Here is a 25,390-nt window from a genome sequence, read left to right as displayed (position 1 = left end):
TATTCATGAAAAGTCTGATCCTTGGCACCGCCGCGCTGGCCCTCAGCGCGTCAGTGGCTTTCGCCGCCAGCCATTCGGTTGTGCGTCTGGGTACGGAAGGTGCCTATCCTCCGTATAATTTCATCAACGATGCCGGAGAGGTCGACGGGTTCGAACGTGTCTTGGGCGACGAGTTGTGCAAACGTGCAGAGCTGACCTGCGAATGGGTGACAAACGACTGGGATTCGATCATCCCCAACCTGGTATCCGGCAACTATGACGCGATCATCGCCGGCATGTCGATCACGCCGGAACGTGAAGAAGTCGTCGCTTTCACCCAGAACTACACGCCGCCATCGCCGTCCTCTTATGTCGGTGCGACCGCGGATGTGGATATTGATAACGGGGTGATCGCGGCCCAGACCGGCACGATCCAGGCCGCGCATATCGCCAATACCGGGGCCACCTTGCTGGAATTTCCCAACCCTGATGAAATCGTTGCCGCCGTGGTCAGCGGCGAAGCGGATGCCGGGCTTGCCGACAAGGACTTCCTGATCCCTGCGGTCGAGGAATCCGGTGGCGCGATGGTGTTCGTGGGCGAGGATATTCCTTTGGGCGGCGGCATCGGCATGGCCTTCCGTCAGTCCGACCCCGAGCTGCGCGAAAAGTTCGATGCCGCTATCCAGTCGATGAAGGATGACGGCACACTGAACAAAATGATCGCTGAATATCTGGGCGAGGATTCGCCCGCCTTCTGATGATCCGATCCGGGGGCGGCTGCGGCTGCCCCTGATCTCCACCCATCCGCCTGCCCAGGGAGGTCTGCCATTTTCAGCTATTGCACAGACCCCACAGCTCTGGACGGATTGCAGTGGTTTGCCTGCTACCTGACCACCGGCAAGCATATGGGATTTTACGTCTCGTTCGGCACGGTGCTGCTGCTTCTGGCAATCACGGCCCCCACGGCCTTGGCCTTTGGATTTGCCGCCGCCGGTGCGGCGCGATCCGCCATCGCGCCGCTGCGCTGGATCGGCAAGACCTATATCGCAATCGTGCGTGGCGTGCCCGACATCGCGTTCTTTCTGTTCTTCGTGATCGCGCTGGATCAGGCCTTCGAATGGATGCGGCACAAGGTGAAATGTGCTGACTGGGATCAACCGATCCGTCAGGGCAACGATTTCGTCGTCTGCGCCGCGGCCAAGCTGCCTTTGGGCAATTCTCCGCAATGGATGCACGAAACCTACGGTTTCTTTCTGGCGGTGCTGACCTTTTCCATCGTCTTTGGGGCCTTCGCGGGCAATGTCCTGTTCGGCGCGATGCGGGCTGTGCCGCATGCCCAATTGGAAACCGCCGCGGCTTACGGCATGTCGCGCAGGCAGGTGTTCTGGCGTATCCTTGTGCCGCAGATGTGGGTGTTTGCCCTGCCCGGCCTGTCGAACCTGTGGATGGTGCTGATCAAGGCCACACCGCTGCTGTTCCTGCTGGGGGTCGAGGATATCGTCTACTGGGCGCGCGAACTGGGCGGTGCCAAGACGCCACGCTTTACCGATTACCCGCATGACGACTGGCGCATGTGGTATTTTCTGGCGCTGCTGATTTTCTATCTTGCGTTCACCCGCGTGTCAGAGGTTGTCCTTACCCGGCTGATGACCCGGCTCACTCATGGCCAGGCCACCACCGGCGGCGAAGCGCAACGCAAGGCGGCGACATGATGGCGAAAGACACAGCGACACGCGTCCCGGACTTGATCCGGGACCTCTGCCCTGCCGGCCGCAAGGCCCCGGATCAAGTCCGGGGCAGGACGGTGCCATGAGTTGTTGGGAAACGATTGCCGATTACGGTTTGCGCTCGCTCGGGATTGGCGAACGGCTTTTGCCCCGAGAGGGTTTTACGCTGTGCCAGCAGGTCACACTGATCGGCTCAGGGATGCTTTGGAACATTTATTTCGGCATATGCGCACTGGTTACGGGCTTTGGCCTGGCAACCGCCGTCGCGATGGGAAAGGCCTCGAACAACCGCGTCCTGCGCAAACTGTCTGAATGGTTCATCTTCATCTTCCGGGGTTCCCCGCTGTTCATCCAGTTCTTCTTCGCCTACTTCCTGTTTCTCAGCCTCAAACAGGCAACCGGCATGTTCGCCGCCTTTTCCTCTGCCTGGGCGGGCGCGTTGGTGGTGCTGTTTCTGAACACCGCCGCCTATAGCGGAGAGATCTTCTACGGCGCGCTTTTGTCAGTCCCCAAGGGCGATATCGAAGCCGCCGACGCTTACGGCATGTCCGGCTGGCCACGGTTTCGCCGGATCGTCTGGCCCACGATGCTGCGGCTGGCATGGCCTGCCTATACCAACGAGGCGATCTTTCTGTTTCATGCCACGACGCTTGTCTTCTTCTCGGGGTTTCCGGCGCTGCAACAGAAGGGCGATGCCCTGTATTACGCCAGCTACTTCGCTGACAAGACGTTCAACCCGTTTATCCCCTACCCGATTCTTGCCGGGTATTTCATTTTGCTGACGCTGGTGATCGTGGGGATATTCGGACTGATCAACCGGCACCTCAACCGGCATCTTCCACAGGACGCGCGGCCAAAGCTGAGGGTGCGCCCGAACCTGCTGCGCTAGGGCCTGTGCTGTCATGCCTCTTGCCAAGCCCGCCCCTGCCCAGTTATCGATGATTTGATCATATTATCAACCGGTGCCAAATGTCCAAGCTGACAATGAAGAACTACCTGCGCAAACATCCCGAGGTGCGCACCATTCGCGTGGCTGCCGCGGATCTGAACGGCCAGCCGCGTGGCAAACGCGTACCGTCGCGCTTTGCCGACAAGGTGGTCGAGGATGGTACGCGCTTTCCGATGTCCGTCCTGAACCTTGATATCTGGGGCGAAGATATCGACGACAGCCCGCTGGTCTTTGAAAGCGGCGACGAGGACGGCATCCTGAAGCCGACAGAGCGTGGCTTCATGCCGATGCCCTGGCTGGAAGCACCGACCGCGCTGCTGCCGATCTGGATGTATCGCGATGGTGGCAAACCCTATGACGGCGATCCGCGCCATGCGCTGCGCGCCGTGGTCGAACGCTACAAGAAGCTCGGCCTGACCCCCGTTGTCGCGATGGAGATGGAGTTCTTCCTGATCGACGATTCCGGCCGCAACCTGCAAGTGCCGATCAGCCCGCGCTCCGGCAAGCGCCGCAAGGCGGCCGAGACCCTGTCGATCCGCGCGCTTGACCAGTTCGACACGTTCTTCACCGATCTCTACGATGGGTGCGAGGCCATGGACATCCCCGCCGACACCGCCATTTCCGAGGCCGGGCTGGGCCAGTTCGAGATCAACCTGATGCATTGCGACGACGCGCTGCGCGCCGCCGATGACGCATGGCTGTTCAAGATCCTCGTCAAAGGGCTGGCCCGCCGCTACGGTTTTGCCGCGTCGTTCATGGCGAAACCCTATGAAGATTACGCGGGTTCCGGCCTGCATACGCATTTTTCGGTTCTGGACGAGAATGGCGACAACATTTTCGACGATGGCGGCCCCAAGGGCACCGATATGCTGCGGCATGCCGTGGGCGGCTGCCTTGCGGGCATGCATGACAGCGCGCTGATCTTCGCACCGCATGCCAACAGCTATGACCGGCTGGTGCCCGGTGCCCATGCGCCCTCGGCGATCTGCTGGGCCTATGAAAACCGCACATCTGCGATCCGCATTCCTTCCGGCGCATCCGCCGCACGCCGGATCGAGCATCGCGTCGCGGGCGGGGACGTGAACCCATATCTGCTTCTGACCGCGATCCTTGGTGCCGCCTTGGTGGGCATCGAAGACAAGATCGAACCCTGTGAGCCGATCACCGGCAACGCCTATGCGCAGGATCTACCGCATATCCCGTCCGACTGGGGCAGTGCCATCGAGGCGTTCGAGGCCAGCAGTTTCATCCCGCGCGTCTTCTCGCCAGAACTGATCCGCAATCTCGTGCTGACCAAGAAACAAGAGAAATACTACATGGCTGAGCTTAGCCCGACCGAACAGGTCGAAATTTACCTCGACACAGTGTGACACGCCGACGGGCCGCCCCTTGTGGACGGCCCTTCGCATCTTTAGGTTTGACGAGAACCCCAACATTGGTGCCCCATGCTTATTGGCATTTTACAAACCGGTCATGTCGCGCAAGACCTTGTCGCGGAGAACGGTGATTATCCGGAAATCTTTGCGCAATTTCTGGCAGGCCGTGACCTGACCTTCCGCAACTACGCGGTCGTGGACGGCGAGTTTCCGAACGGCCCGGAAGTTGCCGAAGGCTGGCTGATCACCGGGTCGCGCTTTGGTGCCTATGAGGATCATCCGTGGATACCGCCGCTTGAGGAATTGATCCGCGACATCTACGCCTCGGGGCGGCCCATGATCGGCGTGTGTTTCGGCCATCAGATCATAGCGCAGGCGCTTGGCGGCAAGGTCGAGAAATTTGCGGGCGGCTGGTCTGTCGGGCGCACAAGCTATGACATATTGGGCGAGACCCTGAACCTGAACGCTTGGCATCAGGATCAGGTCGTGGTGGCACCCGAAGGTGCGCAAACGGTGTCCTCCACCGATTTCTGCAAATATGCGGCACTGCTATATGGCGATCGCGCCTTCACCATCCAGCCGCACCCCGAGATTGACCGGACCTATCTCAAGGGGCTTCTGGACAAGCGGGCCCAAGGCGTCGTGCCCGAACCGCTGCGTCAGCAGGCGCTATCCCGCTTTGACGCCGACACGGACAGCACGCGACTGGCCGAGATGTTTGCGCTGTTCTTCAAGGAAAAGAGGATCACATGAGCGACACTGACTGGCAGGATGGCTTGCCCGACCCGGCCCGCGCCTATCTGGAAGGTCGCCGCCTTGACGAGGTCGAATGCATCATCTCGGACCTGCCCGGCATCGCGCGTGGCAAGGCGGTGCCCGCCAGCAAATTTGCCCGGCAGAAGCATTTTCACCTGCCCGACAGCATCTTTTATCAGACCATCACCGGTGACTGGGGCGAGGCTGCCGACGAGCACGAAGGCTTTATCGAGCGTGACATGATCCTGCGCCCGGACATGGCCACCGCCACCGCCGCCCCCTGGACGGGTGACTGGACATTGCAGGTGATCCACGACGCTTATGATCGCAAGGACCGGCCCATTCCCTACGCGCCGCGCAATGTGCTGCGCCGGGTCGTGCAGCTTTATCATGATCAGGGCTGGCAGCCCGTGGTCGCGCCCGAGATGGAATTCTACCTCGTGGCGCGCAATCTGGACCCGGCCAAGGACATCATGCCGATGATGGGCCGCTCAGGTCGGCCCGCAGCCGCACGACAAGCCTATTCGATGACCGCCGTGGACGAGTTTGGCCCGGTGATCGACGATATCTACGACTTTGCCGAGGCGCAGGGATTCGAGATTGACGGCATCACGCAGGAAGGCGGTGCCGGACAGTTGGAGATCAACCTGCAACATGGTGATCCTCTGAAACTGGCCGATGAGGTGTTCTACTTCAAGCGGCTGATCCGCGAAGCTGCCTTGCGCCACGATTGTTTCGCGACCTTCATGGCCAAACCCATCGCGGACGAGCCGGGCAGCGCCATGCATATCCACCATTCGGTGCTGGATGTTGAAACCGGGCTGAACGCCTTTTCCGGACCGCAGGGCGGTGAAACCGACGCGTTCTTCCATTTCATTGGCGGGTTGCAGACCTATATGCCCTCGGCCATCGCCGTGATGGCACCTTATGTGAACAGCTATCGCCGCTATGTGAAAGATCAGGCCGCACCGATCAATCTGGAATGGGGGCGCGACAACCGCACGACCGGTATTCGCATTCCCCTGTCCAGCCCCGACGGACGGCGCGTGGAAAACCGCTTGGCGGGAATGGATTGCAACCCCTATCTGGGCATCGCCGCGTCGCTGGCCTGCGGCTATCTGGGCATGATGGAGGAAATCCGCCCGCAAAAACAATTCCGTGGCGATGCCTATGAGGGCGGAGGCGATATTCCCCGCGTGCTGGGACAGGCCCTGGATGTGTTCGACGGGGCAGAGGCGCTGCACAAGGTGCTTGGCCCGGAATTTGCGCGGGTCTATTCCATCGTGAAACGCACCGAATACGAAGAATTCCTGCAAGTGATCAGCCCGTGGGAACGCGAACATCTGCTGTTGAACGTCTGATCGTTCCACAAGCGAGGAAGGGGACGGGCTTTGCCCCTTTCCGAATGACCTGAGGCAACAAAACAGGGACCTGCGTCGTGGATTTGCTGTTTTCCAATGACAGACGAGGCACCTACCCGGCGTCATGGTATGCCGCGACGGCCACGCCTCTCGCGCCGTTTGCGCCCCTGCGCGGCGAGGTCCGCGCGGATGTCTGCGTGGTGGGCGGCGGTTATACCGGGCTGTCAGCCGCGCTGCATCTGGCGCAGGCGGGCCGGTCGGTGGTGCTGATCGAGGCGCATCGCGTGGGCTTTGGCGCATCGGGGCGCAATGGCGGGCAGTTGGGATCCGGACAGCGGCTGACGCAGGATGGGCTGGAAAAGCTGATGGGCGACGGTCCGGCGCGCGTGCTGTGGGAACTGGCCGAGGATGCCAAGACACTGGTCAAGGATCTGATCGCGCGCCACGATATTGCCTGCGACCTGACGCCAGGCGTGGCCTGGGCCGGTACGTCGCAAGGATCCGTGGACGGGTTGCACCGCTATGCCGAACATCTGGCCGCGCGCTACGGCTACGAAGAGATAGACGCGCTGCGGACCAACGACTGGCAGGCGATCTGCCGCGCGCCACAGCATCTGGGGGCCATTCTTGACCACGGTGCCGCGCATCTGCACCCTTTGAAACTGGCACTTGGGCTGGCGCGGGCAGCGCGCGACGCTGGCGTGCAGATCCATGAAACAAGTCAAGTGCATCACCTGACCGAAGGCCCCCCGGCAACCATCCAAACAGAGGGCGGGCGCGTGATTGCCGATCATGTCATCCTTGCCTGCAACGGCTATCTGGGCGGATTGAACCGCAAGGTCGCGGCACGGGTGATGCCGATCAACAACTTTATCGCCGCGACAGAACCCCTGGGCGATCGGGCCGCCGAGATTCTGGCGCGGAACGTCGCAGTGGCTGACGATCGGTTCGTGGTCAATTATTTTCGGATGAGCCACGATGGCCGCCTGCTGTTCGGTGGTGGCGAAAGCTATGGCTACAAGTTCCCGGCGGACATTGCGGCCCTTGTGCGCAAACCGATGGAGCACAGTTTTCCGCAGCTAAAGGACGTCCGCATCGACCATGCCTGGGGTGGAACGCTTGCGATCACCATGCGGCGAATGCCCTATCTCGCACGGGTTGCACCGAACATCCTGTCGGCCTCGGGCTATTCCGGGCATGGTGTGGGCACGGCCGTGCATGCCGGTCAACTTATGGCACGCGCCATCGAAGGCCAGACCGATGGGTTCGAGGCGATGGCGGCGGTCCCGGCGCAGCCTTTTCCCGGCGGCACGATGATGCGCAATCCCCTGCTGGCCCTGGCGATGAGCTGGTACGCGCTGCGGGACCGGTTGGGCGTCTGACCACACTTCTATGTGACAATTCGATGAAAACCCCGTGGCGCGGGCATTTTTCGCTTTGCGGTGTCGCGTCATAAGTTTACAAAATCAGAAAGGTCTATTTGGGAAATTGAAATATGGTCACCGCACCCAAGATGCATGACGCCGAGCCGATCCCCGCAGCCGCCTTGAAAGCGGTCGAGGAGCTGCTGCAATCGGGCGATCTTTTCCGCTATCATGCCGCACAGGACGCACCGGTGTCCCTGCTGGAGCGCGAATTCGCCGATATGATGGGCGTGAAATATGCGCTGGCGGTGTCAAGCTGCTCTGCCGCACTGTTCCTTTCGCTCAAGGCGTTGGGTCTGCCGCGTGGTGCACGGGTGCTGATCCCTGCCTTCACCTTCGCCGCCGTACCCTCTGCCGTTCTGCACGCGGATTGCCATCCGGTCCTGTGCGAGGTCGGTACAAATTACCGTATTGATCTGAAAGACTTCGAGGCGAAGCTGGACGATGTGCAGGCGGTTCTGATCAGCCATATGCGCGGACACACGTCTGATATGGACCGCATCATGGAACTGGCCGATGCCCGTGACATCCCGGTGATCGAGGATGCCGCGCATTCCCTGGGAACTGAATGGGACGGTCGCAAGATCGGCACGATCGGCAAGATCGGATGTTTCAGTTTCCAAAGCTACAAGCTGATCAACGCGGGCGAAGGTGGCATCCTGATCACCGATGACGCGGATATTGTCGCTCAGGCGGTGATCATGTCCGGTGCCTATGAGCATAACTGGAAAAAGCATGACGGGCTGGCGGCTGCGTTCCAGCGCTGGCAGAATCTGCTGCCGCTTTACAATCTGCGCATGGGCAACCTCAGCGCGGCTGTCATCCGCCCGCAATTGGAAGAACTTTCGCGCAGGGTGCGTGATGGGCGGGAAAACCACGACTTTGTTGCCGAACGGCTGAACCAGTCGCCTTGGCTGGACGTCCCTGCCCCGCTGTCACCTGAAGAACGCGCGCCGGATTCGATCCAGTTCAACCTTGTCGGCATGGACGGTGAAGATGCCGCGCGCTTTGCCGAAGCCGCCGCAGCAGCCGGGGTCAAGGTACAGATTTTCGGCCTGTCCACGGACAATGCACGCGCGTTCTGGAATTGGAAGTTTCTTCCGGGCGGAATCCCGGATCTGCCCAAGACCCGCGCCATGCTGAAACAGGCCTGCGATGTACGTCTTCCGGCACGACTGACGATGCCTGAACTGAAATTCGTGGCAGATGCCTTGACCGGTGCGGCCGCGGCAGTGATGCCCCCCCTGCCTGCCTACGGCACCTGAAAAACGGCGATCAGACACACAAGAAACGGAATATGTAACCGGGCTTTTACTGCGTCTCCGGTCACAGGCTTTATCACTTGGAGAGTTTGGACAGTTTTGCCTGCAACTCCGCGAGCTGTTTTTTGATGTCTTCCAGGTCCTCATCGCCGTTCTCGGCGTTGGGGTCCTTGCCGGGGCCGGTCCAAGTGTTGCCAATTCCGCTGGTCATCGCCTTAACAAACGCTTCTTGCTGCGCCTGAACTGCCTCAAACCCCGGAACCTTGGAAATCGGGTTCATCGAGTTCATGTTGTCGACCCATTTCGACTGGCTGTCGCGGAACATATCGAAGGAGGCCGCAAGGAATTGTGGCACGACAGAGGTCGCCTGCGTCGTATAGCTGCGCACAAGATCGGTGAGCACATTGATCGGCAGGACGCTTTCGCCCTTGCTTTCATGTTCAGCCACGATTTGCAGCAAATATTGACGGGTCAGGTCATCGCCGGATTTCAGATCGACGATCTGAACCTCGCGGCCGGCGCGAATGAAGCCTGCAATATCTTCAAGCGTGACGTAATCACTGGTCTCGGTATTGTAGAGTCGTCTGCTTGCATAGCGCTTGATCAGCAGCGGTTTATCGGTGTCAGCCAAGAAGGTTCTCCCCAAGAATGCAGCAATGCAGAAAAGCTTATGCGAGTGCAGAACAAAAAGAAAGGGCGGGCATAAAGCCCGCCCCTACCCCTGCGCCGCGCTGGGAGGTGTTGGCGCAGTAGTTATTATAACTTACTTCGCAGTTGCGGCAGAAGTTGCCTTTTTGGCAGCGGCTGTCGCGTCGTTGGTTGCCTTTTTGACAGCCGCGGATGCGTCTTCAGAGATGTCCTTGCCGGCAGCCATCATCAGCTCAACCGTGTCCATCTGAACCTTTTTCGCGATTTCAGCGAAAGCGGCCATGTTTTCGGAAGCGACTTCAGCCTGAGCGGATGCGAAATCGGTCATCGCTTTGGCGTAGTCAGCAGGCTCTGCTTTGGCTTTGGACATGTCTGCCAGTTTGGTCAGTGTGTCCTTGGCCCACTTGGCGGAGATTTCTGTCGACTTCTCGGCGGCTTCAAGTGCAACACCCGAGAGCTTCTCGTTCAGAGTCGCCGTGGTCTTGAACGCGTCTTCCATTGCTTTCGTGTCAACCGGGAACGCGCCCATGATGTCTTTCATCATTGCGGTCGGATCTTGTGTCTTAGCCATTGTTAAATTCCTTTCAATGCTGGACCCGGGCCCACCCCGTTTCCTGCGATTGAAGAGAATATGCATGCTGCGACGCGGCATTTCAAGAATTAAATGCTGCGACGCAGCAAAATGTTTGTTTGACCAATGTTTTCAGCGAATTGCCTTGATCGCCACATAGGTTCCGGGGGCGGGCCCAAGCGTCGGATGGTCCGAATCACCCGGTTTTCGCGCGTCCACCTTCTTGCCGGAACGCTTTCGCAGCCATTCCTCCCACCGCGGCCACCACGACCCGGCGGTGAAGGTCGCACCCTCCATCCAGCCGTCTGCGTCCTGCTTCAGATCGGTGTTGGTGTAATGCCCGTATTTCTTCTTGGACGGCGGATTGACGATGCCTGCAATGTGGCCGGATTCCGACACGATGAAGGTCTTGGACCGCGCTCCCATCTTTTGAACACCCCGGTAGCAGTCTTTCCAAGCAGCAATGTGATCGGTTTCGCAAGTGACTGCACAGAGAGGCACATCAACGTCGGACAGTTTCAGTGTGTGGCCCATAAGCTCGAACGTGCCCTCGGAGAATTCGTTCCGCTGGCACAGGCCGCGCAGATACTGCATCGCCATCTTGGCGGGCAGATTGGCACCGTCGCCGTTCCAGTAAAGCAGGTCGAAAGCGGGCGGCGTTTCCCCCATCATATAGCTTTTGATCGCCGGACCGTAGATAAGATCCGTCGACCGCAGAAAGCTGAAGGTTCGCGCCATGACAAAGGATGGCAGCATCCCCTTGGCCTCGACCTCTTGTTCTATCCCGTCGATAAAGTCGTTTTGCAGGAAAGGGGTGAATTCGCCCTGATCGCTGAAATCTGTCAGCGTGGTAAAGAACGTGGCCGATTTTACCGTCTTGTCGCCGAGCTGCTTCATCAGCGACAGCGTCAGCGACAGCGTGGTCCCGGCAATGCAATAGCCCACCGCGTTTACTTCAGATTGTCCGGTGATCTTTTTCACTTCCCGAAAAGCGGTCAGGTAGCCATCCTCTATGTAATCCTCCAGCCCCACGTCGCGGTAGCTGGGATCGGGATTGATCCAACTGACGACGAACAGCGTGTAACCCTGATCCGTCACCCATTTGATAAAGCTGTTCTGCTCTTTCAGGTCGAGAATGTAGAATTTGTTGATCCACGGCGGAAACAGCACGATCGGCGTGGCATAGACCTGATCGGTGTCCGGCGTGTACTGGATCAGCTCCATCATCTTGTTGCGATAGACAACTTCGCCCGGTGTCGTGGCAATATTCTCGCCCAGCACAAAGGCCTTTTCATCCGCCAGGCGCACCACCAACTCGCCATTGTTGGCTTCAAGGTCAGACACCAGATTTTCGAGACCTTTGACCAGGGACTCGCCATCCGTCTCAACCGCCTTCTGCAATGCATCCGGGTTGGTGCCGAAAAAATTGGTCGGTGCCATCATATCAAGGATCTGCCGCGAGAAATACGTCAGCCGACGCTTTTCGATATTGTCGAGATGTTCGATGTCCTCGACAGCACGAGAAATCGTATCCGCATTGATCAGATACTGCTTCTTGATGAAGTTGAAATAAGGGTGCGAATCCCACAGCGGGTTGGCAAACCGCCGGTCTTTCGGGCCGGGATCTTCGGGTGCCTCCAGTTTTCCGCGCGCAAGCGTCTGTTGTACCTCGACAAAATGCTTCAGAGAGCTGCCCCAGAATTCGATCTGGTGTTCAAGAAGCTTCGACGGGTTCTGAACGGCCTCCGTCCAATAGGTCTGCATAGCCTTGGTATACAACTCTTGATTCGGGCCGCTGAGTGCCGGATTTACCGGCTGTTTTTGCGACATCGCGGCCATCAAACGTTGCGACAACTCCTCAACACGCGTCAAATTTTCCTTCAGCCGATCCAAATTCTGCCCTGCGGCAACGTCTTTAGTTGTCATTGGAAAATTTCCCCCTTACTTTTGCTGCTACGCAGAATAAAATATCCTGTCGCCTCTTGTTGGGGGGCAAAGCGACGAAATGAACCGGCTTGCCTGCCCGGACTTATGGAGACGCACATGCGCTACATGGCGACGTACGACCTTATGGAAACCCTTCGCAACACCAACCAGTGGTTGGGAGCGACGGCCAAGGCTGCTGCATCCTACCCTGCGTTTGCCCTGATTCCCAACCCTGCGTTGCAGTGGATGGCGGCTTGGGGCGAGGTTACGGAACGATCTTTCGAACGAATGACCGCAAAACCGGGATGGGGCATCCGTTCTATCACTTGCGAAGACGGAAAAGATCACGTTGTGGTCAAGCAGAACGTTGTTCAGCGCGCCTTCGGTGACCTGATCCATTTTAAAGTACAGGGGCGCGAACCGAAACCCCGGCAAGTGCTTTTGGTCGCGCCGATGTCGGGGCATTATGCCACGCTGCTGCGATCGACAGTCATCTCTTTGCTGCCTGACTGCGAGGTTTATGTAACCGACTGGCACAATGCCCGCGACATCCCGGTGAGCGAAGGCAAATTCGATGTCGAGGATTACACCCTCTACCTTGTCGAATTCATGCGCCATCTCGGTCCCGACACCCATGTGATCGCCGTTTGCCAGCCCGCACCGCTGACGCTGGCCGCCACCGCCTATCTGGCCGAAGAAGATCCCGATGCGCAACCGCGTTCGCTGACCCTGATCGGCGGGCCGATTGATCCCGATGCAGCGCCGACCGATGTGACCGATTTCGGCGCACGCGTTACAATGGGTCAGCTTGAAGAGACCATGATCCAACGCGTCGGATTCAAGTATAATGGCGTCGGGCGGATGGTCTATCCCGGCCTCTTGCAACTGTCTTCGTTCATCTCGATGAACGCCGAACGGCACTCCAAGGCGTTCAATGACCAGATCATGCGGGTCAGCCGTGGCGAAGCCTCTGACCATGACGCGCATAACCGATTCTACGATGAATATCTGGCCGTGATGGACATGCCTGCGGAGTTCTATCTGTCCACGGTGGAACGCGTGTTCAAGAATTGCGAGATTGCCAAGAACGAATTTACCGTCAAAGGCAAATTGGTTGATATCGGCAAGATCACCAGCGTTGCCGTCAAGACGGTCGAAGGTGCCAAGGACGATATTTCGGCCCCCGGTCAATGCGTGGCGGCGCTGGCGCTGTGCACCGGCCTGCCCGAGTCCAAGAAAGCCAGCCATCTCGAACCGGGTGCCGGCCATTACGGCATCTTCGCAGGCAAGAGTTGGCGGCAGAACATTCGTCCGTTGGTGTTGGAATTCATCGACGCCAATTCGGACGCGCCACAGCCTGCCGCCAAAACCACCAAGACAGCGAACAAGAACGCCGCCGCCTGATCGGAAATCTCCGGGGCGTCGCGTTGGAGCAATCACAAGACAGGGCCGTACCAGCGATGGTTCGGCCCTCCTCTTATGCAAGACGGTCGTGCGGGGAACAGACCAGCCGCAAGGCTGTCGGCTCAACCCCGGTCCTTGTCGAACACCATGTCGATCATCGCCTGCGTTCCTTGAGAAAACTCCAGCGGACAGGCATATGCGGCACCGCTTGTCGCGGATCGGTTGAACGCCTCGACCTGAAGCACATAGTGGTTGTCGGAAGGAAACCGGTAAACGGCGATCTCGCCACTGGCGCGATGCAGATCAATGCGCGCCTCGCCGTAGACCATCGGATTGAACGGCGCGGTCAGACGCATCACCCCTTCGGACCCATGGAATGTCATGTCCTGCCAGGGGCTCATCCGCATGGAATTGACGGACGTATAGTGGAATGACGGAAATTGTGCCGTGATATGCGACCACACATCCACGTCATTTTCATAGCGGATCGCCGTGGACAGGATCTCCTGCGGCTCTTGCCCGGTCACGAAACGGGTCGAGCCATAGGTATAGACACCAATATCCGGAATCGCGCCGCCACCGGTTTCGGGCCTGTTGCGAATATTTCCGCCATCGGCGCTGTTATCGTAGGAAAACGCGCCAGAGACGCGAACGAGTTCGCCAATTGCACCGGCTTCGTATAGCGCCTTGGCCTTCTGCCATTGCGGGTGATGCACGATCATATAGGCCTCGGCTGCGAGCAACCCGGTTTCATTGCGCAGGGCAATGATCTGGTCGATCTGATCGGCCCGCATGGCAATCGGCTTTTCACACAGAACATGCTTGCCGGCACGCAAGGCCTTCAATGTCCATTCGACATGCAGATGGTTCGGAAGCGGCACATAAATTGCATCAATCTGGTCGTCGGCCAGCAGAGCATCGTAATCCTCAAACACCGTCAGGCCGGGCACCTTCTCGACAAAGGGCTTTGCATTTTCAGCGTCAGAGGTTGCAAGCGCACTGAACGCGCCACCACGCGCAGAGTGAATGGCGGGTGCCATGTGGTTCAACGCGAAGTTCGAGGCACCCAGAATACCCCAGCGGATGTGTTTGCTCATTGCGTTTTCTCCCTGTTGTGAACACCTTACCTTTGCCGCCCCTTAGGTCAACAGCCCATCAGATGTGCAAACAGGCCCCACGATGGGGGCCTGTCAGGTGTCGGCATATGGGCAGCGTTACTGCGCGAGTGTCATCCCGGCATCGCTTGCCAGATCGCGCATCTTCTTTTGTAGTTTTTCGAAGGCCCGCACCTCGATCTGCCGAATGCGTTCGCGGCTGACATCATACTGTCCGGACAGTTCTTCCAGTGTGACGGCCTGGTCGGCCAGGCGGCGCTGGGTCAGAATGTCCTTTTCACGATCGTTCAGCACCGACATCGCCTCGGCGAGCAGCGCCCGGCGCGTTTCCAACTCGTCACGCTCTTCATAATCGCTGGCCTGGTCGGCATCTTCGTCCTCCAACCAGTCCTGCCACTGCATAGAGCCTTCGCCCTCTTGCCCGACCGTGGCGTTCAGCGACGCATCCCCGCCCGACAGACGCCGGTTCATCGAGATGACTTCGGTCTCTGTCACGCCCAGATCATTTGCGATCCGCTCGACATGCTCGGGCCGCAAATCGCCATCTTCCAGCGCGCCAATGCGGGATTTTGCCTTGCGCAGGTTGAAGAACAGCTTTTTCTGGGCCGAGGTCGTGCCAAGCTTTACCAGCGACCACGAGCGCAGGATATATTCCTGGATCGAGGCGCGGATCCACCACATCGCATAGGTTGCAAGTCGAAAGCCGCGCTCTGGATCAAAGCGTTTGACCGCCTGCATCAGACCGACATTCGCCTCGGAAATCACCTCGGCCTGCGGCAGACCATAGCCGCGATAGCCCATGGCGATCTTGGCCGCGAGACGCAGGTGCGATGTCACCATCTTGTGGGCGGCCTCGGTGTCCTGCTCTTCGACCCAGCGTTTGGCCAGCATGTATTCCTCTTCCGGCTCCAACAGCGGGAACTTCCGGATTTCCTGCATATAGCGGTTCAGGCCGCCTTCTGGCGTCGGTGCCGGCAGGTTTTTGTAGTTACTCATGGATATGTCCCTCCCCATGTTTAAGGGCTTAACATCAACTTAGGTATCTCGGTACGGGCTTTCAACTCCCGTAGCGTGCAAAACTATAACGTTTAGTTAAGCCATTTCCGTCGGGATGAAATCATTATGTCAGTGCGCTCACGCGCATGTGCTGTGTATTTGACCACGTCATGCGCGCAATTGCGCCAAAAGCAGCGCCATATCGGCAGGAAGCTGCGACTCAAATCGCATCACCTCACCGCTCGCGGGATGCTTGAATCCCAACACGGCGGCATGCAGCGCTTGTCGCGGAAACGTCGATACAGCGTCTCGTGCCGTGTCGGTCAAAGCCCTTGCCGCGATCTTTCGGTGCCCGCCATAGGTCTGGTCCCCGACAAGCCCGTGACCGGCATGGGCCATATGGACGCGGATTTGATGCGTGCGCCCGGTTTCCAGCCTGCATTCGACAAGCGCCACCGCAGGCGGTGTTCCAAACCCTTCCAGCACCCGCGTCCGCGTGACGGCATGTCGTCCACCATTGAACACCACGGCCTGCTTTTGCCGGTCCGTCTTGTGGCGCGTCAACTGCGTGGTGATGCGGATCACCGCCCCCGGCTCGACCGAGACACCGCGAATGCCGCGCAGACGCGGATCGCCCGTATCTGGCATGCCGTGGACAATCGCCCGATAGGCGCGTTCGGCGGTATGGGCCTCGAACTGCGCGGCCAGCCCGTGATGCGCCCGGTCCGTCTTGGCCACAACCAGCAATCCGGTCGTGTCCTTGTCGATCCGGTGCACGACGCCGGGGCGCTTTTCGCCGCCGACGCCTGACAGCGTGTCGCCGCAGTGGTGCAAAAGAGCGTTGACCAATGTGCCCGTCGGTGTGCCCGGCGCGGGATGCACCACCATCCCCGCAGGCTTGTCCACCACGATAAGGTCGTCGTCCTCGTAAACGATCTCAAGCGGGATCGGTTCCGGGCCAATATGGCTTTCGGTCGCCACCGGCACGGTGATCTCCAGCACGTCGCCTTCTGATACCTTGGCCTTGGCGTCTGTCACCACAGTGCCATTCAGCGCAACGCAGCCATCGGCAATCAGCCGTGCCAGCCTTGTGCGCGACAGCGATGCCGCGTCTGGCACATCCCGCGAAAGCGCCTTATCAAGGCGGGGCGGCGGGGCCAGCCCGATCGTGACGCTAATCACGGTGGTATCCATGGATGACGCTCCCAAGCCGGACGAGGTTTTCGAAGAACCGGCAAACCTGAAATTTCTGCGGATGCTGGTCACGATCCTGACCGGCACGATGATCGCGGGACTTCTAATCATCATTGCGCTGGTTGTCATCCGCTACTCTGACCAGCGCGCCCCTTTGCCGGAGGCGATCACCCTGCCGGACGGGACCACGGCCACCGCCTTCACCCAAGGCTCGGACTGGTACGCGGTGGTCACGGCCGATGACCGCATCCTGATTTTCGACCGCGCCAACGGAAAACTTGTCAACACCATAGAGGTCCGCCCGGCACCCTGACGCGCCGCCTACCCCTCCGCGTCGAAGCGATAGCCAAAACGGGCAATATCCTCGGCGCAGAGTTTTGACAGATGCCCGGCCAGCGCGTCGTCATAATGCTGGCGATAGTCATCCGCCCGGTCCGACCGGTTCACATGCGGCAAATCGGGCGTGAACCCCAGATGCCGAGAGAGCACCGACATGTCCTCTTCGATATGTTCCAGTCGCAGGTAAGCCGAGGCACGTTCAACCCCCGTCGCATCCGTCATGTAGTGCCGCGCCGGCGCGCCATGCAGGCTGCGCACAATCTGCGGATCGCGCAGGAATGCCGCGAAATCAGTCTGTTGCGCCAGTGTCACTGCCGGATGCGCAAAGCTCTGCGCGCGCAGCCAGTGATAATAGCTCACCGCCCGGTCCCAGGGATTGCGCACGATGGTGAAGGTGAACATCGCGGCGATCTGCGCAGGTGCCAGCACGCCGTCGATATCCGCCAATGTGCTGTGTTTCCAAAGCCTGCCACGCGGCTGCAACCCCTTCAGCCGCCCGCGCCTGCGCAGCGCCTTGGGCGTGTCGCCGATCAGAATATCCTCGGCCATCGCACGCGCCTCCAGCGCCAGTGCCATCGAGGTGCCGCCGGTCTTGGGGATATGCACAAAGATATAGGCGCGCCCTTCGGAAATAATCATGCGCCGCAGTTTAGCGCGCCGCCAGCCGGGGAAAAGCGCAAAGGGGTTTTCACTCTCTGCAAAGCGCCGCATAGTCAGCCAACACAGCAAATTGCGGAGGTTCCGATGGGGTGGCTTGCAGATGAAACCGGGCTGGATAAATGCGCCGCGAACTATACACCACTGACGCCGCTTTCAGGACTGATCCGCGCGGCAGATGTATTCGCTGATGAGACCGCGATGGTCTATGGCACGCACCGGGTAACCTATGCCGAATATTACGAACGGTGCACGCGGCTGGCATCCGGGCTGGCCGCGCTTGGCATTGCGCCGGGCGATGTGGTGGCGACGATCATCCCCAACCTGCCCCCGCAGGCAGAGGCGCATTTCGGCGCACCCGCCTGTGGCGCGGTTCTCAATACCATCAACACCCGGCTGGACGTTGCCACCGTCAGCTACATTCTGGATCACGGCGGTGCCAAGGTACTGCTGGTCGACAGCCAGTTCATTGATCTGGCGGAAAACGCCATCGCCGCGCTGGACGGCCCCGAACCAACGCTGATCGAATGCCCTGATCCGCAGGCAGGGTTCAAAGCCAGCGGGCGGCACCGGACCTATGAGGATCTGCTGACCTCGGCAGACCCGGATTTCGAATGGATCCTGCCGCAGGACGAATGGGAAAGCATCGCGCTCAATTATACCTCGGGCACCACCGGGCATCCGAAAGGCGTGGTCTGTCACCATCGCGGTGCCTATCTCAGCGCGATGGGGCAGGTCATCAGTTGGCGCATCACCTTGCAGCCCGTCTATCTGACGATCGTGCCGCTGTTTCATTGCAATGGCTGGTGCCACACATGGATGATGCCAATGGTCGGCGGCACCGTGGTCTGCTGCCGCGACATCACCGCCAAGGCGATCTTCGACGCCATCGCGGATGAGGGCGTCACGCATTTCGGCGGCGCGCCCATCGTGCTGAATGCGCTGATCAACGCATCCGAAGCCGACCGTCGCGAATTTTCCCAGACGGTCGAGGTTTTCACCGCAGGCGCACCACCTGCCCCGTCCACCCTGTCACAGATCGAACCCATGGGGTTCAACGTCACGCAGGTTTACGGCCTGACAGAGACCTACGGCCCCGGCACCGAAAGCCTCTGGCTGGCGCATTCTGACCGGCTTGAAGGAGAAGAGCGCGCCGCCGTCAAGGCACGGCAAGGCGTGGCGATGCCGTTCCTTGATCGTGTGACCGTGATGGATGACGCAATGGCCGAGGTGCCGCGCGATGCCGCCAGCCGGGGCGAGATCATGTTCCGCGGCAATGGCGTGATGAAAGGGTATTTCAAGAACCCGGAAGCCACCGCCGAGGCCTTCTCGGGCGGGTATTTCCATTCCGGCGACATCGCCGTGATGCACCCTGACGGCCATGTCCAGATCGCCGACCGCGCCAAGGACATCATTATCTCGGGCGGCGAGAATATCTCGTCGGTCGAAGTGGAAAACGCGCTGATGGCGCATGAGGCGGTCAGCCTGTGTGCCGTGGTGGCCAGACCGGATGACAAATGGGGCGAGGTGCCCTGCGCCTTCGTCGAGCTGAAACAGGGACGCACAGTCACAGAGGCCGACCTGATCGCTTTCGTCCGCGCGCGGCTGGCCGGGTTCAAGACGCCCAAGAAGATCGCGTTCGAAGAGTTGCCCAAAACCTCCACGGGCAAGATCCAGAAATTCGAACTGCGCAAGCGTGCGGCCGATCTGTAGGTGCCGGGTTGCGGACGGTGCTGCATTGCCGGGCATGTCGTCGGCGTGCTAGCTTCCGCGCAATAATAAGCCAGAGCAGCCCGGATAATGACAGCGCTGAAGCAATACGACAGATTGGAGGCAAGCGGCCTCTGGCGGGCCAATGCCGACGATCAACGCCGCGAGGTGGTCGTGTCGCTGGGCGATGCCACGCTGACCATTTCCGACCTGCGGGACGTGGCGCTGACGCATTGGTCGCTCGCGGCCTTGGAACGGGCAAATCCCGGTCAGTTTCCGGCCATTTATCACCCTGACGGCGACCCCGGCGAGACGCTGGAACTTAGCGAGGATGCCACTGTAATGCTCGACGCGATCGAGCGTTTGCGCAGGGTCATCGACCGTCGGCGCCCAAAACCCGGACGTTTGCGACTGGTGCTGACCTTGTCGGCCGCAGCGGTCGTGGCGGCGCTGGCTTTCGTCTGGCTACCGGGTGCCTTGTTGCATCACACCGTCACGGTGATCCCGGACGTCAAACGCACCGAGATCGGCGAGGTCCTGCTGTCGCGCATCACCCGCATCTCGGGCCAAGCCTGCGCCGACCGCGCCGCGCAACCGGCGTTGCAGGCGCTGTCACTGCGCCTTCTGGACACGCCTGACAGATTGGTTGTTCTGCCCGGCGGCGTGCGGGAAACCGCCCATCTGCCCGGCGGCACAATTCTGCTGAACCGCGCCTTGGTCGAGGATTTCGAGGATGCGGACGTGCCTGCCGGTTACATCGTCGCCGAAGCGCTGCGTGCAGACCGCCAAGATCCATTGGAGGCGCTGCTGCGTTCCGCTGGTTTCTGGTCCAGCCTGCGTCTTCTGACGCGCGGCGAACTCACCCCTGAAACACTTGACGCACAGGCCGAACGCATCCTGACCGCGCCGCCCGCCCCCCTGCCTGACGCCGAGATGATTGCCGCCTTTACCAAAGCGAAGCTGCGCACCGCACCCTATGCCTATGCCCGAGACGTATCGGGCGAATCCGTGCTGGGCCTGATCGAGGCCGACCCCTATCCCACCGGGTCCGACACGTCAGTCCTGAGCGATAGCAACTGGATCCGCCTGCAAACCATCTGCGGCAACTGAACGCGAGACGATGAAACTTGCCGCATTTCCGCTGCCCGGACGCGAAACGCCTCAGTCTCTTAAATAGGCGTCGCTGAAACCTTCGCCCTGCACGATACGCACGCCGCGCTCCTGTGCGACTGTGCCATGAAGTGGCCCTGCCAAAACGACCTGATAATACACCCTGCCGCGCCGCCAGCGTTTGACCGTCACTGGCAAGCCGGTGCCCGCGATCTTCTGGACGGCTTCCTGCGCCGTCTTTTCACTTCTGAAAGATCCGGCCTGCACAAACCTGCCAGGCAATCCGTTCGGGTCGGGTGTGCCGGCAATATTGGGAATTGGCTGCGTCGCATTCCGCGCGGCTGCATCGCTGCCTCCGGTGGCCGGTGCCAGCCGCGCCATTGGCCGGACCTGCGGTGTCTGTCCGGCAAGGGTCGTCAGGCTTGGAACCGCGCCGCAAATCATCTGCCCGGACCGGGCGATACGGGGCACCCAGTCCTCGCGCCCGTCGTCTTTCGAGCGCACGAAGATGCATCCCCGGCTGTCGACATATTGCGCGCCGGGAAATTCTGCGGGTGGCGCTTCGGCCGGGGCATGAAGCAGATCACCGGATGATGCACCAGCCCCCTGCCCGGCCGCTGTTCCGGCCTCTTGCCCGAAAGCACTGGTTCCAATGACCAGCACCACCGATGCAATCAAACTCGCGATCTGCATATCTGTCCCCGCCAATATCTTGCCAATTTCCACACCGTCCCGAAGGGTCTCGACGTCCGGCGATTGCACTACTTGGTGCCGAACATCCGGTCGCCCGCATCGCCGAGACCCGGCACGATATAGCCTTTCTCGTCCAACCGTTCATCCAAGGCAGCCGTCACGATTGGCACGTCCGGATGCGCCTCTTTCATCCGGGCAACCCCTTCGGGTGCCGCCAACAGGCAAAGAAAGCGGATATCCGTCGCCCCGGCCTGTTTCAGCAGATCAATCGCCGCAACCGAGGAATTGCCCGTCGCCAGCATCGGGTCCACCGCAATGACCAGCCTGTCTTTCAGACTGTCCGGCACCTTGAAATAATACTGCACGGGTTGCAGCGTTTCTTCGTCCCGGTAAAGCCCGACAAAGCCGACGCGGGCCGAGGGGATCAGCTCCAAAACGCCGTCCATCAGCCCGTTGCCAGCCCGCAGGATAGAGATCAGCGCCAGCTTCTTGCCCGCCAGCATCGGCGCTTCCATCTCGGTCATCGGGGTCTCGATGGTCCGCGTGGTCATTGGCAGATTGGCGGTGATTTCATAGGCCAGCAGTTGGCTGATTTCGCGCAGCAACTGCCGAAACACCCCGGTTGAGGTGTCCTTCTTGCGCATGAGGGTAAGCTTGTGCTGCACCAACGGGTGTAAAACGACGTTCAGGTGATCGGTCATGCGGGCTCCAGTTTTTTCAGAATGCGGGCGCGGGTGGCGTCATCGCAGAACGCGGCACTGGCGGCAATACGGTTGAGGTCGAGAAAATCATCCTCCTCCCAACCGAACACCCGCGCGAGGTTGTCATATTCCTGTGTCATCGTGGTGTGAAAGAACGGCGGATCATCGGTCGAGATTGTCACTTTGACGCCGCGCGCGCGCAGCTTTTCGATCGGATGCGCAGAGAGACGCGGATACACCCCCAGCCGCACGTTTGACCCCGGACAGACCTCCAACACGATGCCGCGTTCGGCCAGGTCATCGACCAGCGCCAGATCCTCTATCGCGCGGACGCCGTGACCAATGCGTTCGACGCGCAAATCATCCACGGCCTCGCGCACCTCTTGCGGGCCGCGCCATTCGCCCGCATGGGTGGTCAGGCGCAACCCGGCCTCGCGCGCCATATCGAAACTGTAGGCGAAATCGGCCTGATTGCCGATATTCTCGTCTCCGCCCATGCCGAAGCCCACGATCCAGTCGCCCGCGGTTTCGGCGGCGCAAAGCGCCACCGGCTTGGCGCGTTCCGGCCCGAAATGGCGGATGCAGGTGACAATGCCGCGCAAGGTGACACCCGTATCACGCTCGCCTTCCTCTGCGGCCTCACGAATGGCCTGTAGATATTCGCGCCAGGCCCCGACATCCCCGCCGCCGCAGAAATCGGGGCTCAGGAAGGTTTCGGCATAGATCACGCCGTTTTCCGCGCTTTGTTCCAGGATGGCGCGCGTCAGGCGGGCGTAATCCTCGGGGCTTTGCAAGACCTGTGTTGCCGCCTCGTAGACGCTGAGAAAATGCACGAAATCGCGGTAGGCATAGCTGCCATCCTCGGCAAACACGCCTGTCAGGTTCACCGATTTTTCGGCCGCGAGCCGCCGGATGAGCTCCGGCGGGGCGGCACCTTCGTGGTGCAGGTGCAGCTCCACCTTGGGCAGGGATCGAAAACTCATAGAAAACTCCTTCCGGGGCCGTGACTGGCCACGCCCAGATGATCCGCGACAGAGGCCGCCACATCGACAAAAGCAACCTGTCCCACCGATCCCGCATCCCGGCCCGCGACCAGAACCGGCACCCGTTCGCGCGTGTGGTCGGTTCCGGTCCAGGTGGGATCATTGCCGTGGTCGGCGGTTATCAGCAGCATGTCGGTGCCGCGCAGCCGCGGCAACAGCCGCGCCAGCCCTGCGTCGAACCATTCCAGCGCACGGGCATAGCCGGACACGTCGCGGCGATGCCCGTAAAGGCTGTCAAACTCGACAAAATTGGCAAAGGTCAGGCTGCCATCGGGGGCATCATCGACCAGATCGGACAGATGTGTCATCAGCGTGGCATCGTCGCCCTTGCGGACCTCGTCAATGCCTTCCATCGAAAAAATGTCACCGATCTTGCCGACCCCAAACACCTGACGGCCCGCATCCTGCACCCAGTTGGTCAAGACCGGGTCCGGCGGACGGATCGCATAGTCGTGGCGGTTGCCGGTCCGCTTGAAATGGCCCGGTTCCCCGACAAAGGGCCGGGCGATGACGCGGCCGACTTTCATCTCGTGCAGCGTCGGGGCCAGTTTTTCGCAAAGGTCCAGCAGCCGATCCAACCCGAATGTCTCTTCATGTGCGGCGATCTGGAACACGCTGTCGGCAGAGGTGTAGCAGATTGGCCAGCCGTTTTGCATATGCTCTGCGCCAAATTCGTCCAGCATCACCGTGCCGGAGCCGTGACAATTGCCCAGAATGCCATTCGTGCCCGCGATCTTGCAGACCTGCGCCACAAGGTCGTCGGGAAAGGCCGGCGTCTGTTTCGGGAAATAGGTCCAGTCCCAAGGCACGGGTAGACCCGCCAGTTCCCAATGGCCCGACGGCGTGTCCTTGCCCGGCGAAACCTCCGTCGCGGCCCCCCAAAGGCCCACGGGTTCGGCACCCAGCCCCGGCACATTGTCGCCAGAGGCCAGCCGGACCGCCGCCCCCAAGCCCAACGCGTCGAGCGTAGGCAGACGCAGCGGACCAGAGCGGCCCTCTTCGGCGCGTCCCTCGGCACAGGCCTGCGCGATATGGGCAAGCGTGTTGGCACCGGTATCCGGCACACCGTCGTTGAAGAACGCATCCGCATCCGGCGCGCCGCCGATGCCGACACTGTCGATCACAACCAGAAAAGCGCGGCTCATGGGGTAATCCTTTCATGCACGAGCGGTGGCACGACGGGCGCCGCGTCGCCAAGGCTGATCGCGGCGCGCACCGCCGTCTCTGCCGCATCGGCCTGACCAAGCCGCGCGGCATGGACACGCGCCAGCGGCTGCCCTTTCTCGACACGCTCGCCAAGGCGCACGACCTCGGACAGCCCGACCGCAGGGTCCACCACGTCGGTTTCCACCTGCCGCCCGCCGCCAAGGTCAACCACAGCCAGCCCCAGCGCCTCGCCGTCGATGGCAGTGACAATGCCCGCCGCATTCGCGGCAATCTCGCGGATGACCGGCGCTTCGGGCAGGAAGCGCTGCCAATCCTCGACGAAATGCACAGGTCCGCCCATGGCATAGACCATGCGCCCGAACCGCTCTGCCGCAGCACCGGACCGGATCGCCTCGGCGATTTTCGTTCTGCCCTCCTTCGCGTTTTCTGCCAACCCGGCCGAGGCCAGAAGCGCGCCGCCAAGCTCTGCACTCAGGTCTCCGAGCGGGCCGCGATCAAGCCCCGTCAGCACCCGCAGGCTGGCATCGACCTCCAGCGCATTGCCCAGCGACGACGCCAGCGGCTGGTTCATGTCGGTGATCAGCGCAGTGGTTTTGCATCCTGCCGCATTGGCCGTCCCGACCAGCGCCTGCGCCAGCGCGCGCGCGTCCTCTGGCGTCTTCATGAACGCGCCCGTGCCCAGCTTGACGTCCAGCACCAACCCGTCCAGCCCCGCCGCCAGTTTTTTGGACAGGATCGAGGCGGTGATCAGATCAAGGCTTTCGACGGTGCCGGTCACATCACGGATCGCATAAAGGCGTTTATCGGCGGGGGCGATATCGGCGCTGGCGCTGACGATTGCCGCACCCGTGTCACGCACGACCTGTCGAAAGCGATCCTCGTCCAGCGCCGTGACCAGCCCCGGAATAGCCTCCATCTTGTCAAGCGTGCCACCCGTGTGGCCCAAGCCACGGCCCGAGATCATCGGGACATACGCCCCACAGGCCGCCAGCGCGGGCGCCAGCACAAGGCTGACGCAATCGCCCACGCCGCCGGTCGAATGCTTGTCGATCACCGGGGCGTCCAGATCCCAATGCAGCACATCGCCACTGTCGCGCATGGCGAGCGTCAGGGCAACGCGGCCCTCCTTGCTTAGCCCGCGCAGACAGACGGCCATGGCAAAGGCCCCGGCCTGAGCATCCGAGACCACCCCATCCGCCAGACCTTGCGCGAACCATGCCAATTGTTCTGACGTCAGCGCCTGTCCCTCGCGCAAAGCGGCGTTTACGGCACGGGCATCCAT

24 protein-coding genes are annotated in these 25,390 nt (G+C 60.6%); 12 read left to right on the top strand and 12 right to left on the bottom strand.

Translation table 11 applies throughout. The features are described from left to right. The first annotated feature begins 5 nt into the window (after window positions 1-5). The 8 genes from DMZ65_RS09465 to DMZ65_RS09430 all read left to right on the top strand — a co-directional run bounded on the left by DMZ65_RS09465 (window position 6) and on the right by DMZ65_RS09430 (window position 8,837). Window positions 6-737 (top strand): transporter substrate-binding domain-containing protein, encoded by a 732-nt coding sequence (locus tag DMZ65_RS09465; protein WP_116598666.1) that lies wholly within the window; start codon window positions 6-8, stop codon window positions 735-737. 69 nt (window positions 738-806) lie between these two features. Beyond that, on the top strand, window positions 807-1,691 hold the full coding sequence (locus tag DMZ65_RS09460; protein ID WP_116598665.1) for an ABC transporter permease: 885 nt from the start codon (window positions 807-809) through the stop codon (window positions 1,689-1,691). 97 nt (window positions 1,692-1,788) lie between these two features. Further along, the gene (locus DMZ65_RS09455) at window positions 1,789-2,595 is read left to right on the top strand and encodes an ABC transporter permease (protein WP_116598664.1); all 807 of its coding nucleotides are present in this window, start codon (window positions 1,789-1,791) and stop codon (window positions 2,593-2,595) included. Window positions 2,596-2,690: 95 nt separating this feature from the next. Beyond that, entirely contained in the window at window positions 2,691-4,025 is a 1,335-nt protein-coding gene (locus DMZ65_RS09450; protein WP_116598747.1) for a glutamine synthetase family protein, read from the top strand. A gap of 75 nt (window positions 4,026-4,100) precedes the next feature. Continuing rightward, complete coding sequence (locus DMZ65_RS09445) at window positions 4,101-4,784, top strand: type 1 glutamine amidotransferase (protein WP_116598663.1); 684 nt, start codon at window positions 4,101-4,103, stop codon at window positions 4,782-4,784. Then, window positions 4,781-6,148 (top strand): glutamine synthetase family protein, encoded by a 1,368-nt coding sequence (locus tag DMZ65_RS09440; RefSeq protein ID WP_116598662.1) that lies wholly within the window; start codon window positions 4,781-4,783, stop codon window positions 6,146-6,148. The genes DMZ65_RS09445 and DMZ65_RS09440 overlap by 4 nt, the downstream gene beginning before the upstream one ends. A 77-nt stretch (window positions 6,149-6,225) precedes the next feature. Further along, window positions 6,226-7,530 carry an NAD(P)/FAD-dependent oxidoreductase gene (locus DMZ65_RS09435; RefSeq protein WP_116598661.1) on the top strand — a complete coding sequence of 435 codons (1,305 nt, stop codon included), beginning with the start codon at window positions 6,226-6,228 and terminating at the stop codon, window positions 7,528-7,530. Window positions 7,531-7,643: 113 nt separating this feature from the next. After that, entirely contained in the window at window positions 7,644-8,837 is a 1,194-nt protein-coding gene (locus DMZ65_RS09430; RefSeq protein ID WP_116598660.1) for a DegT/DnrJ/EryC1/StrS family aminotransferase, read from the top strand. Between the two features lie 73 nt (window positions 8,838-8,910). On the opposite strand, the gene phaR is transcribed toward DMZ65_RS09430, so the two are convergent. The 3 genes from phaR to DMZ65_RS09415 form a co-directional block, all read right to left on the bottom strand. Beyond that, window positions 8,911-9,465: a polyhydroxyalkanoate synthesis repressor PhaR gene (gene phaR / locus DMZ65_RS09425; RefSeq protein ID WP_116598659.1), complete on the bottom strand. Its 555-nt coding sequence runs from the start codon at window positions 9,463-9,465 to the stop codon at window positions 8,911-8,913. A gap of 132 nt (window positions 9,466-9,597) precedes the next feature. Beyond that, window positions 9,598-10,053, bottom strand: a complete 456-nt coding sequence (locus DMZ65_RS09420; RefSeq protein ID WP_116598658.1) for a phasin, PhaP — start codon at window positions 10,051-10,053, stop codon at window positions 9,598-9,600. Between the two features lie 132 nt (window positions 10,054-10,185). Beyond that, window positions 10,186-11,979 carry a PHA/PHB synthase family protein gene (locus DMZ65_RS09415; RefSeq protein ID WP_116598657.1) on the bottom strand — a complete coding sequence of 598 codons (1,794 nt, stop codon included), beginning with the start codon at window positions 11,977-11,979 and terminating at the stop codon, window positions 10,186-10,188. A 117-nt stretch (window positions 11,980-12,096) separates the two neighbouring features. On the opposite strand from DMZ65_RS09415, the gene phaZ reads away from it, so the two are divergent. Continuing rightward, complete coding sequence (phaZ, locus tag DMZ65_RS09410) at window positions 12,097-13,383, top strand: polyhydroxyalkanoate depolymerase (RefSeq protein ID WP_116598746.1); 1,287 nt, start codon at window positions 12,097-12,099, stop codon at window positions 13,381-13,383. A 122-nt stretch (window positions 13,384-13,505) separates the two neighbouring features. On the opposite strand, the gene DMZ65_RS09405 is transcribed toward phaZ, so the two are convergent. From DMZ65_RS09405 to DMZ65_RS09395, 3 genes are all read right to left on the bottom strand, one after another. Further along, entirely contained in the window at window positions 13,506-14,480 is a 975-nt protein-coding gene (locus tag DMZ65_RS09405; protein WP_116598656.1) for a Gfo/Idh/MocA family protein, read from the bottom strand. Window positions 14,481-14,597: 117 nt separating this feature from the next. After that, complete coding sequence (gene rpoH / locus DMZ65_RS09400) at window positions 14,598-15,494, bottom strand: RNA polymerase sigma factor RpoH (RefSeq protein ID WP_116598655.1); 897 nt, start codon at window positions 15,492-15,494, stop codon at window positions 14,598-14,600. A gap of 168 nt (window positions 15,495-15,662) precedes the next feature. Further along, window positions 15,663-16,688, bottom strand: a complete 1,026-nt coding sequence (locus DMZ65_RS09395; RefSeq protein WP_116598654.1) for an RluA family pseudouridine synthase — start codon at window positions 16,686-16,688, stop codon at window positions 15,663-15,665. On the opposite strand from DMZ65_RS09395, the gene DMZ65_RS09390 reads away from it, so the two are divergent. Beyond that, entirely contained in the window at window positions 16,687-17,001 is a 315-nt protein-coding gene (locus DMZ65_RS09390; RefSeq protein WP_116598653.1) for a DUF6476 family protein, read from the top strand. The genes DMZ65_RS09395 and DMZ65_RS09390 overlap by 2 nt on opposite strands. An 8-nt stretch (window positions 17,002-17,009) precedes the next feature. On the opposite strand, the gene DMZ65_RS09385 is transcribed toward DMZ65_RS09390, so the two are convergent. Next, window positions 17,010-17,666 (bottom strand): sulfotransferase family 2 domain-containing protein, encoded by a 657-nt coding sequence (locus DMZ65_RS09385; protein ID WP_116598745.1) that lies wholly within the window; start codon window positions 17,664-17,666, stop codon window positions 17,010-17,012. A 105-nt stretch (window positions 17,667-17,771) separates the two neighbouring features. Between DMZ65_RS09385 and DMZ65_RS09380 the strand changes: the two genes are divergently transcribed. Together DMZ65_RS09380 and DMZ65_RS09375 are read left to right on the top strand one after the other, a co-directional pair. Continuing rightward, window positions 17,772-19,397, top strand: a complete 1,626-nt coding sequence (locus DMZ65_RS09380) for an AMP-binding protein (protein ID WP_116598652.1) — start codon at window positions 17,772-17,774, stop codon at window positions 19,395-19,397. Between the two features lie 87 nt (window positions 19,398-19,484). Continuing rightward, entirely contained in the window at window positions 19,485-20,504 is a 1,020-nt protein-coding gene (locus DMZ65_RS09375) for a M48 family metalloprotease (protein WP_116598651.1), read from the top strand. Between the two features lie 51 nt (window positions 20,505-20,555). On the opposite strand, the gene DMZ65_RS09370 is transcribed toward DMZ65_RS09375, so the two are convergent. From DMZ65_RS09370 to DMZ65_RS09350, 5 genes are read right to left on the bottom strand one after another with little or no spacing between them, the layout of a single operon-like run. Further along, the gene (locus DMZ65_RS09370; protein ID WP_116598650.1) at window positions 20,556-21,266 is read right to left on the bottom strand and encodes an SPOR domain-containing protein; all 711 of its coding nucleotides are present in this window, start codon (window positions 21,264-21,266) and stop codon (window positions 20,556-20,558) included. Beyond that, a complete protein-coding gene (upp, locus tag DMZ65_RS09365; protein ID WP_116598649.1) occupies window positions 21,266-21,898 on the bottom strand; it encodes a uracil phosphoribosyltransferase in 633 nt (210 codons plus the stop codon). The genes DMZ65_RS09370 and upp overlap by 1 nt, the downstream gene beginning before the upstream one ends. Continuing rightward, on the bottom strand, window positions 21,895-22,881 hold the full coding sequence (locus tag DMZ65_RS09360) for an adenosine deaminase (protein ID WP_116598648.1): 987 nt from the start codon (window positions 22,879-22,881) through the stop codon (window positions 21,895-21,897). The genes upp and DMZ65_RS09360 overlap by 4 nt, the downstream gene beginning before the upstream one ends. Continuing rightward, window positions 22,878-24,086 (bottom strand): phosphopentomutase, encoded by a 1,209-nt coding sequence (locus DMZ65_RS09355; RefSeq protein ID WP_116598647.1) that lies wholly within the window; start codon window positions 24,084-24,086, stop codon window positions 22,878-22,880. The genes DMZ65_RS09360 and DMZ65_RS09355 overlap by 4 nt, the downstream gene beginning before the upstream one ends. Next, window positions 24,083-25,390, bottom strand: coding sequence for a thymidine phosphorylase (locus DMZ65_RS09350; RefSeq protein WP_116598646.1), 1,308 nt, complete (start codon window positions 25,388-25,390; stop codon window positions 24,083-24,085). The genes DMZ65_RS09355 and DMZ65_RS09350 overlap by 4 nt, the downstream gene beginning before the upstream one ends.

The organism is Primorskyibacter marinus (assembly GCF_003313245.1).
GTDB classification, from domain to species: Bacteria; Pseudomonadota; Alphaproteobacteria; order Rhodobacterales; family Rhodobacteraceae; genus Primorskyibacter; species Primorskyibacter marinus.
Note: the sequence above shows the minus strand (reverse complement) of the source record. Positions and strands in the feature narration are given on the sequence as shown.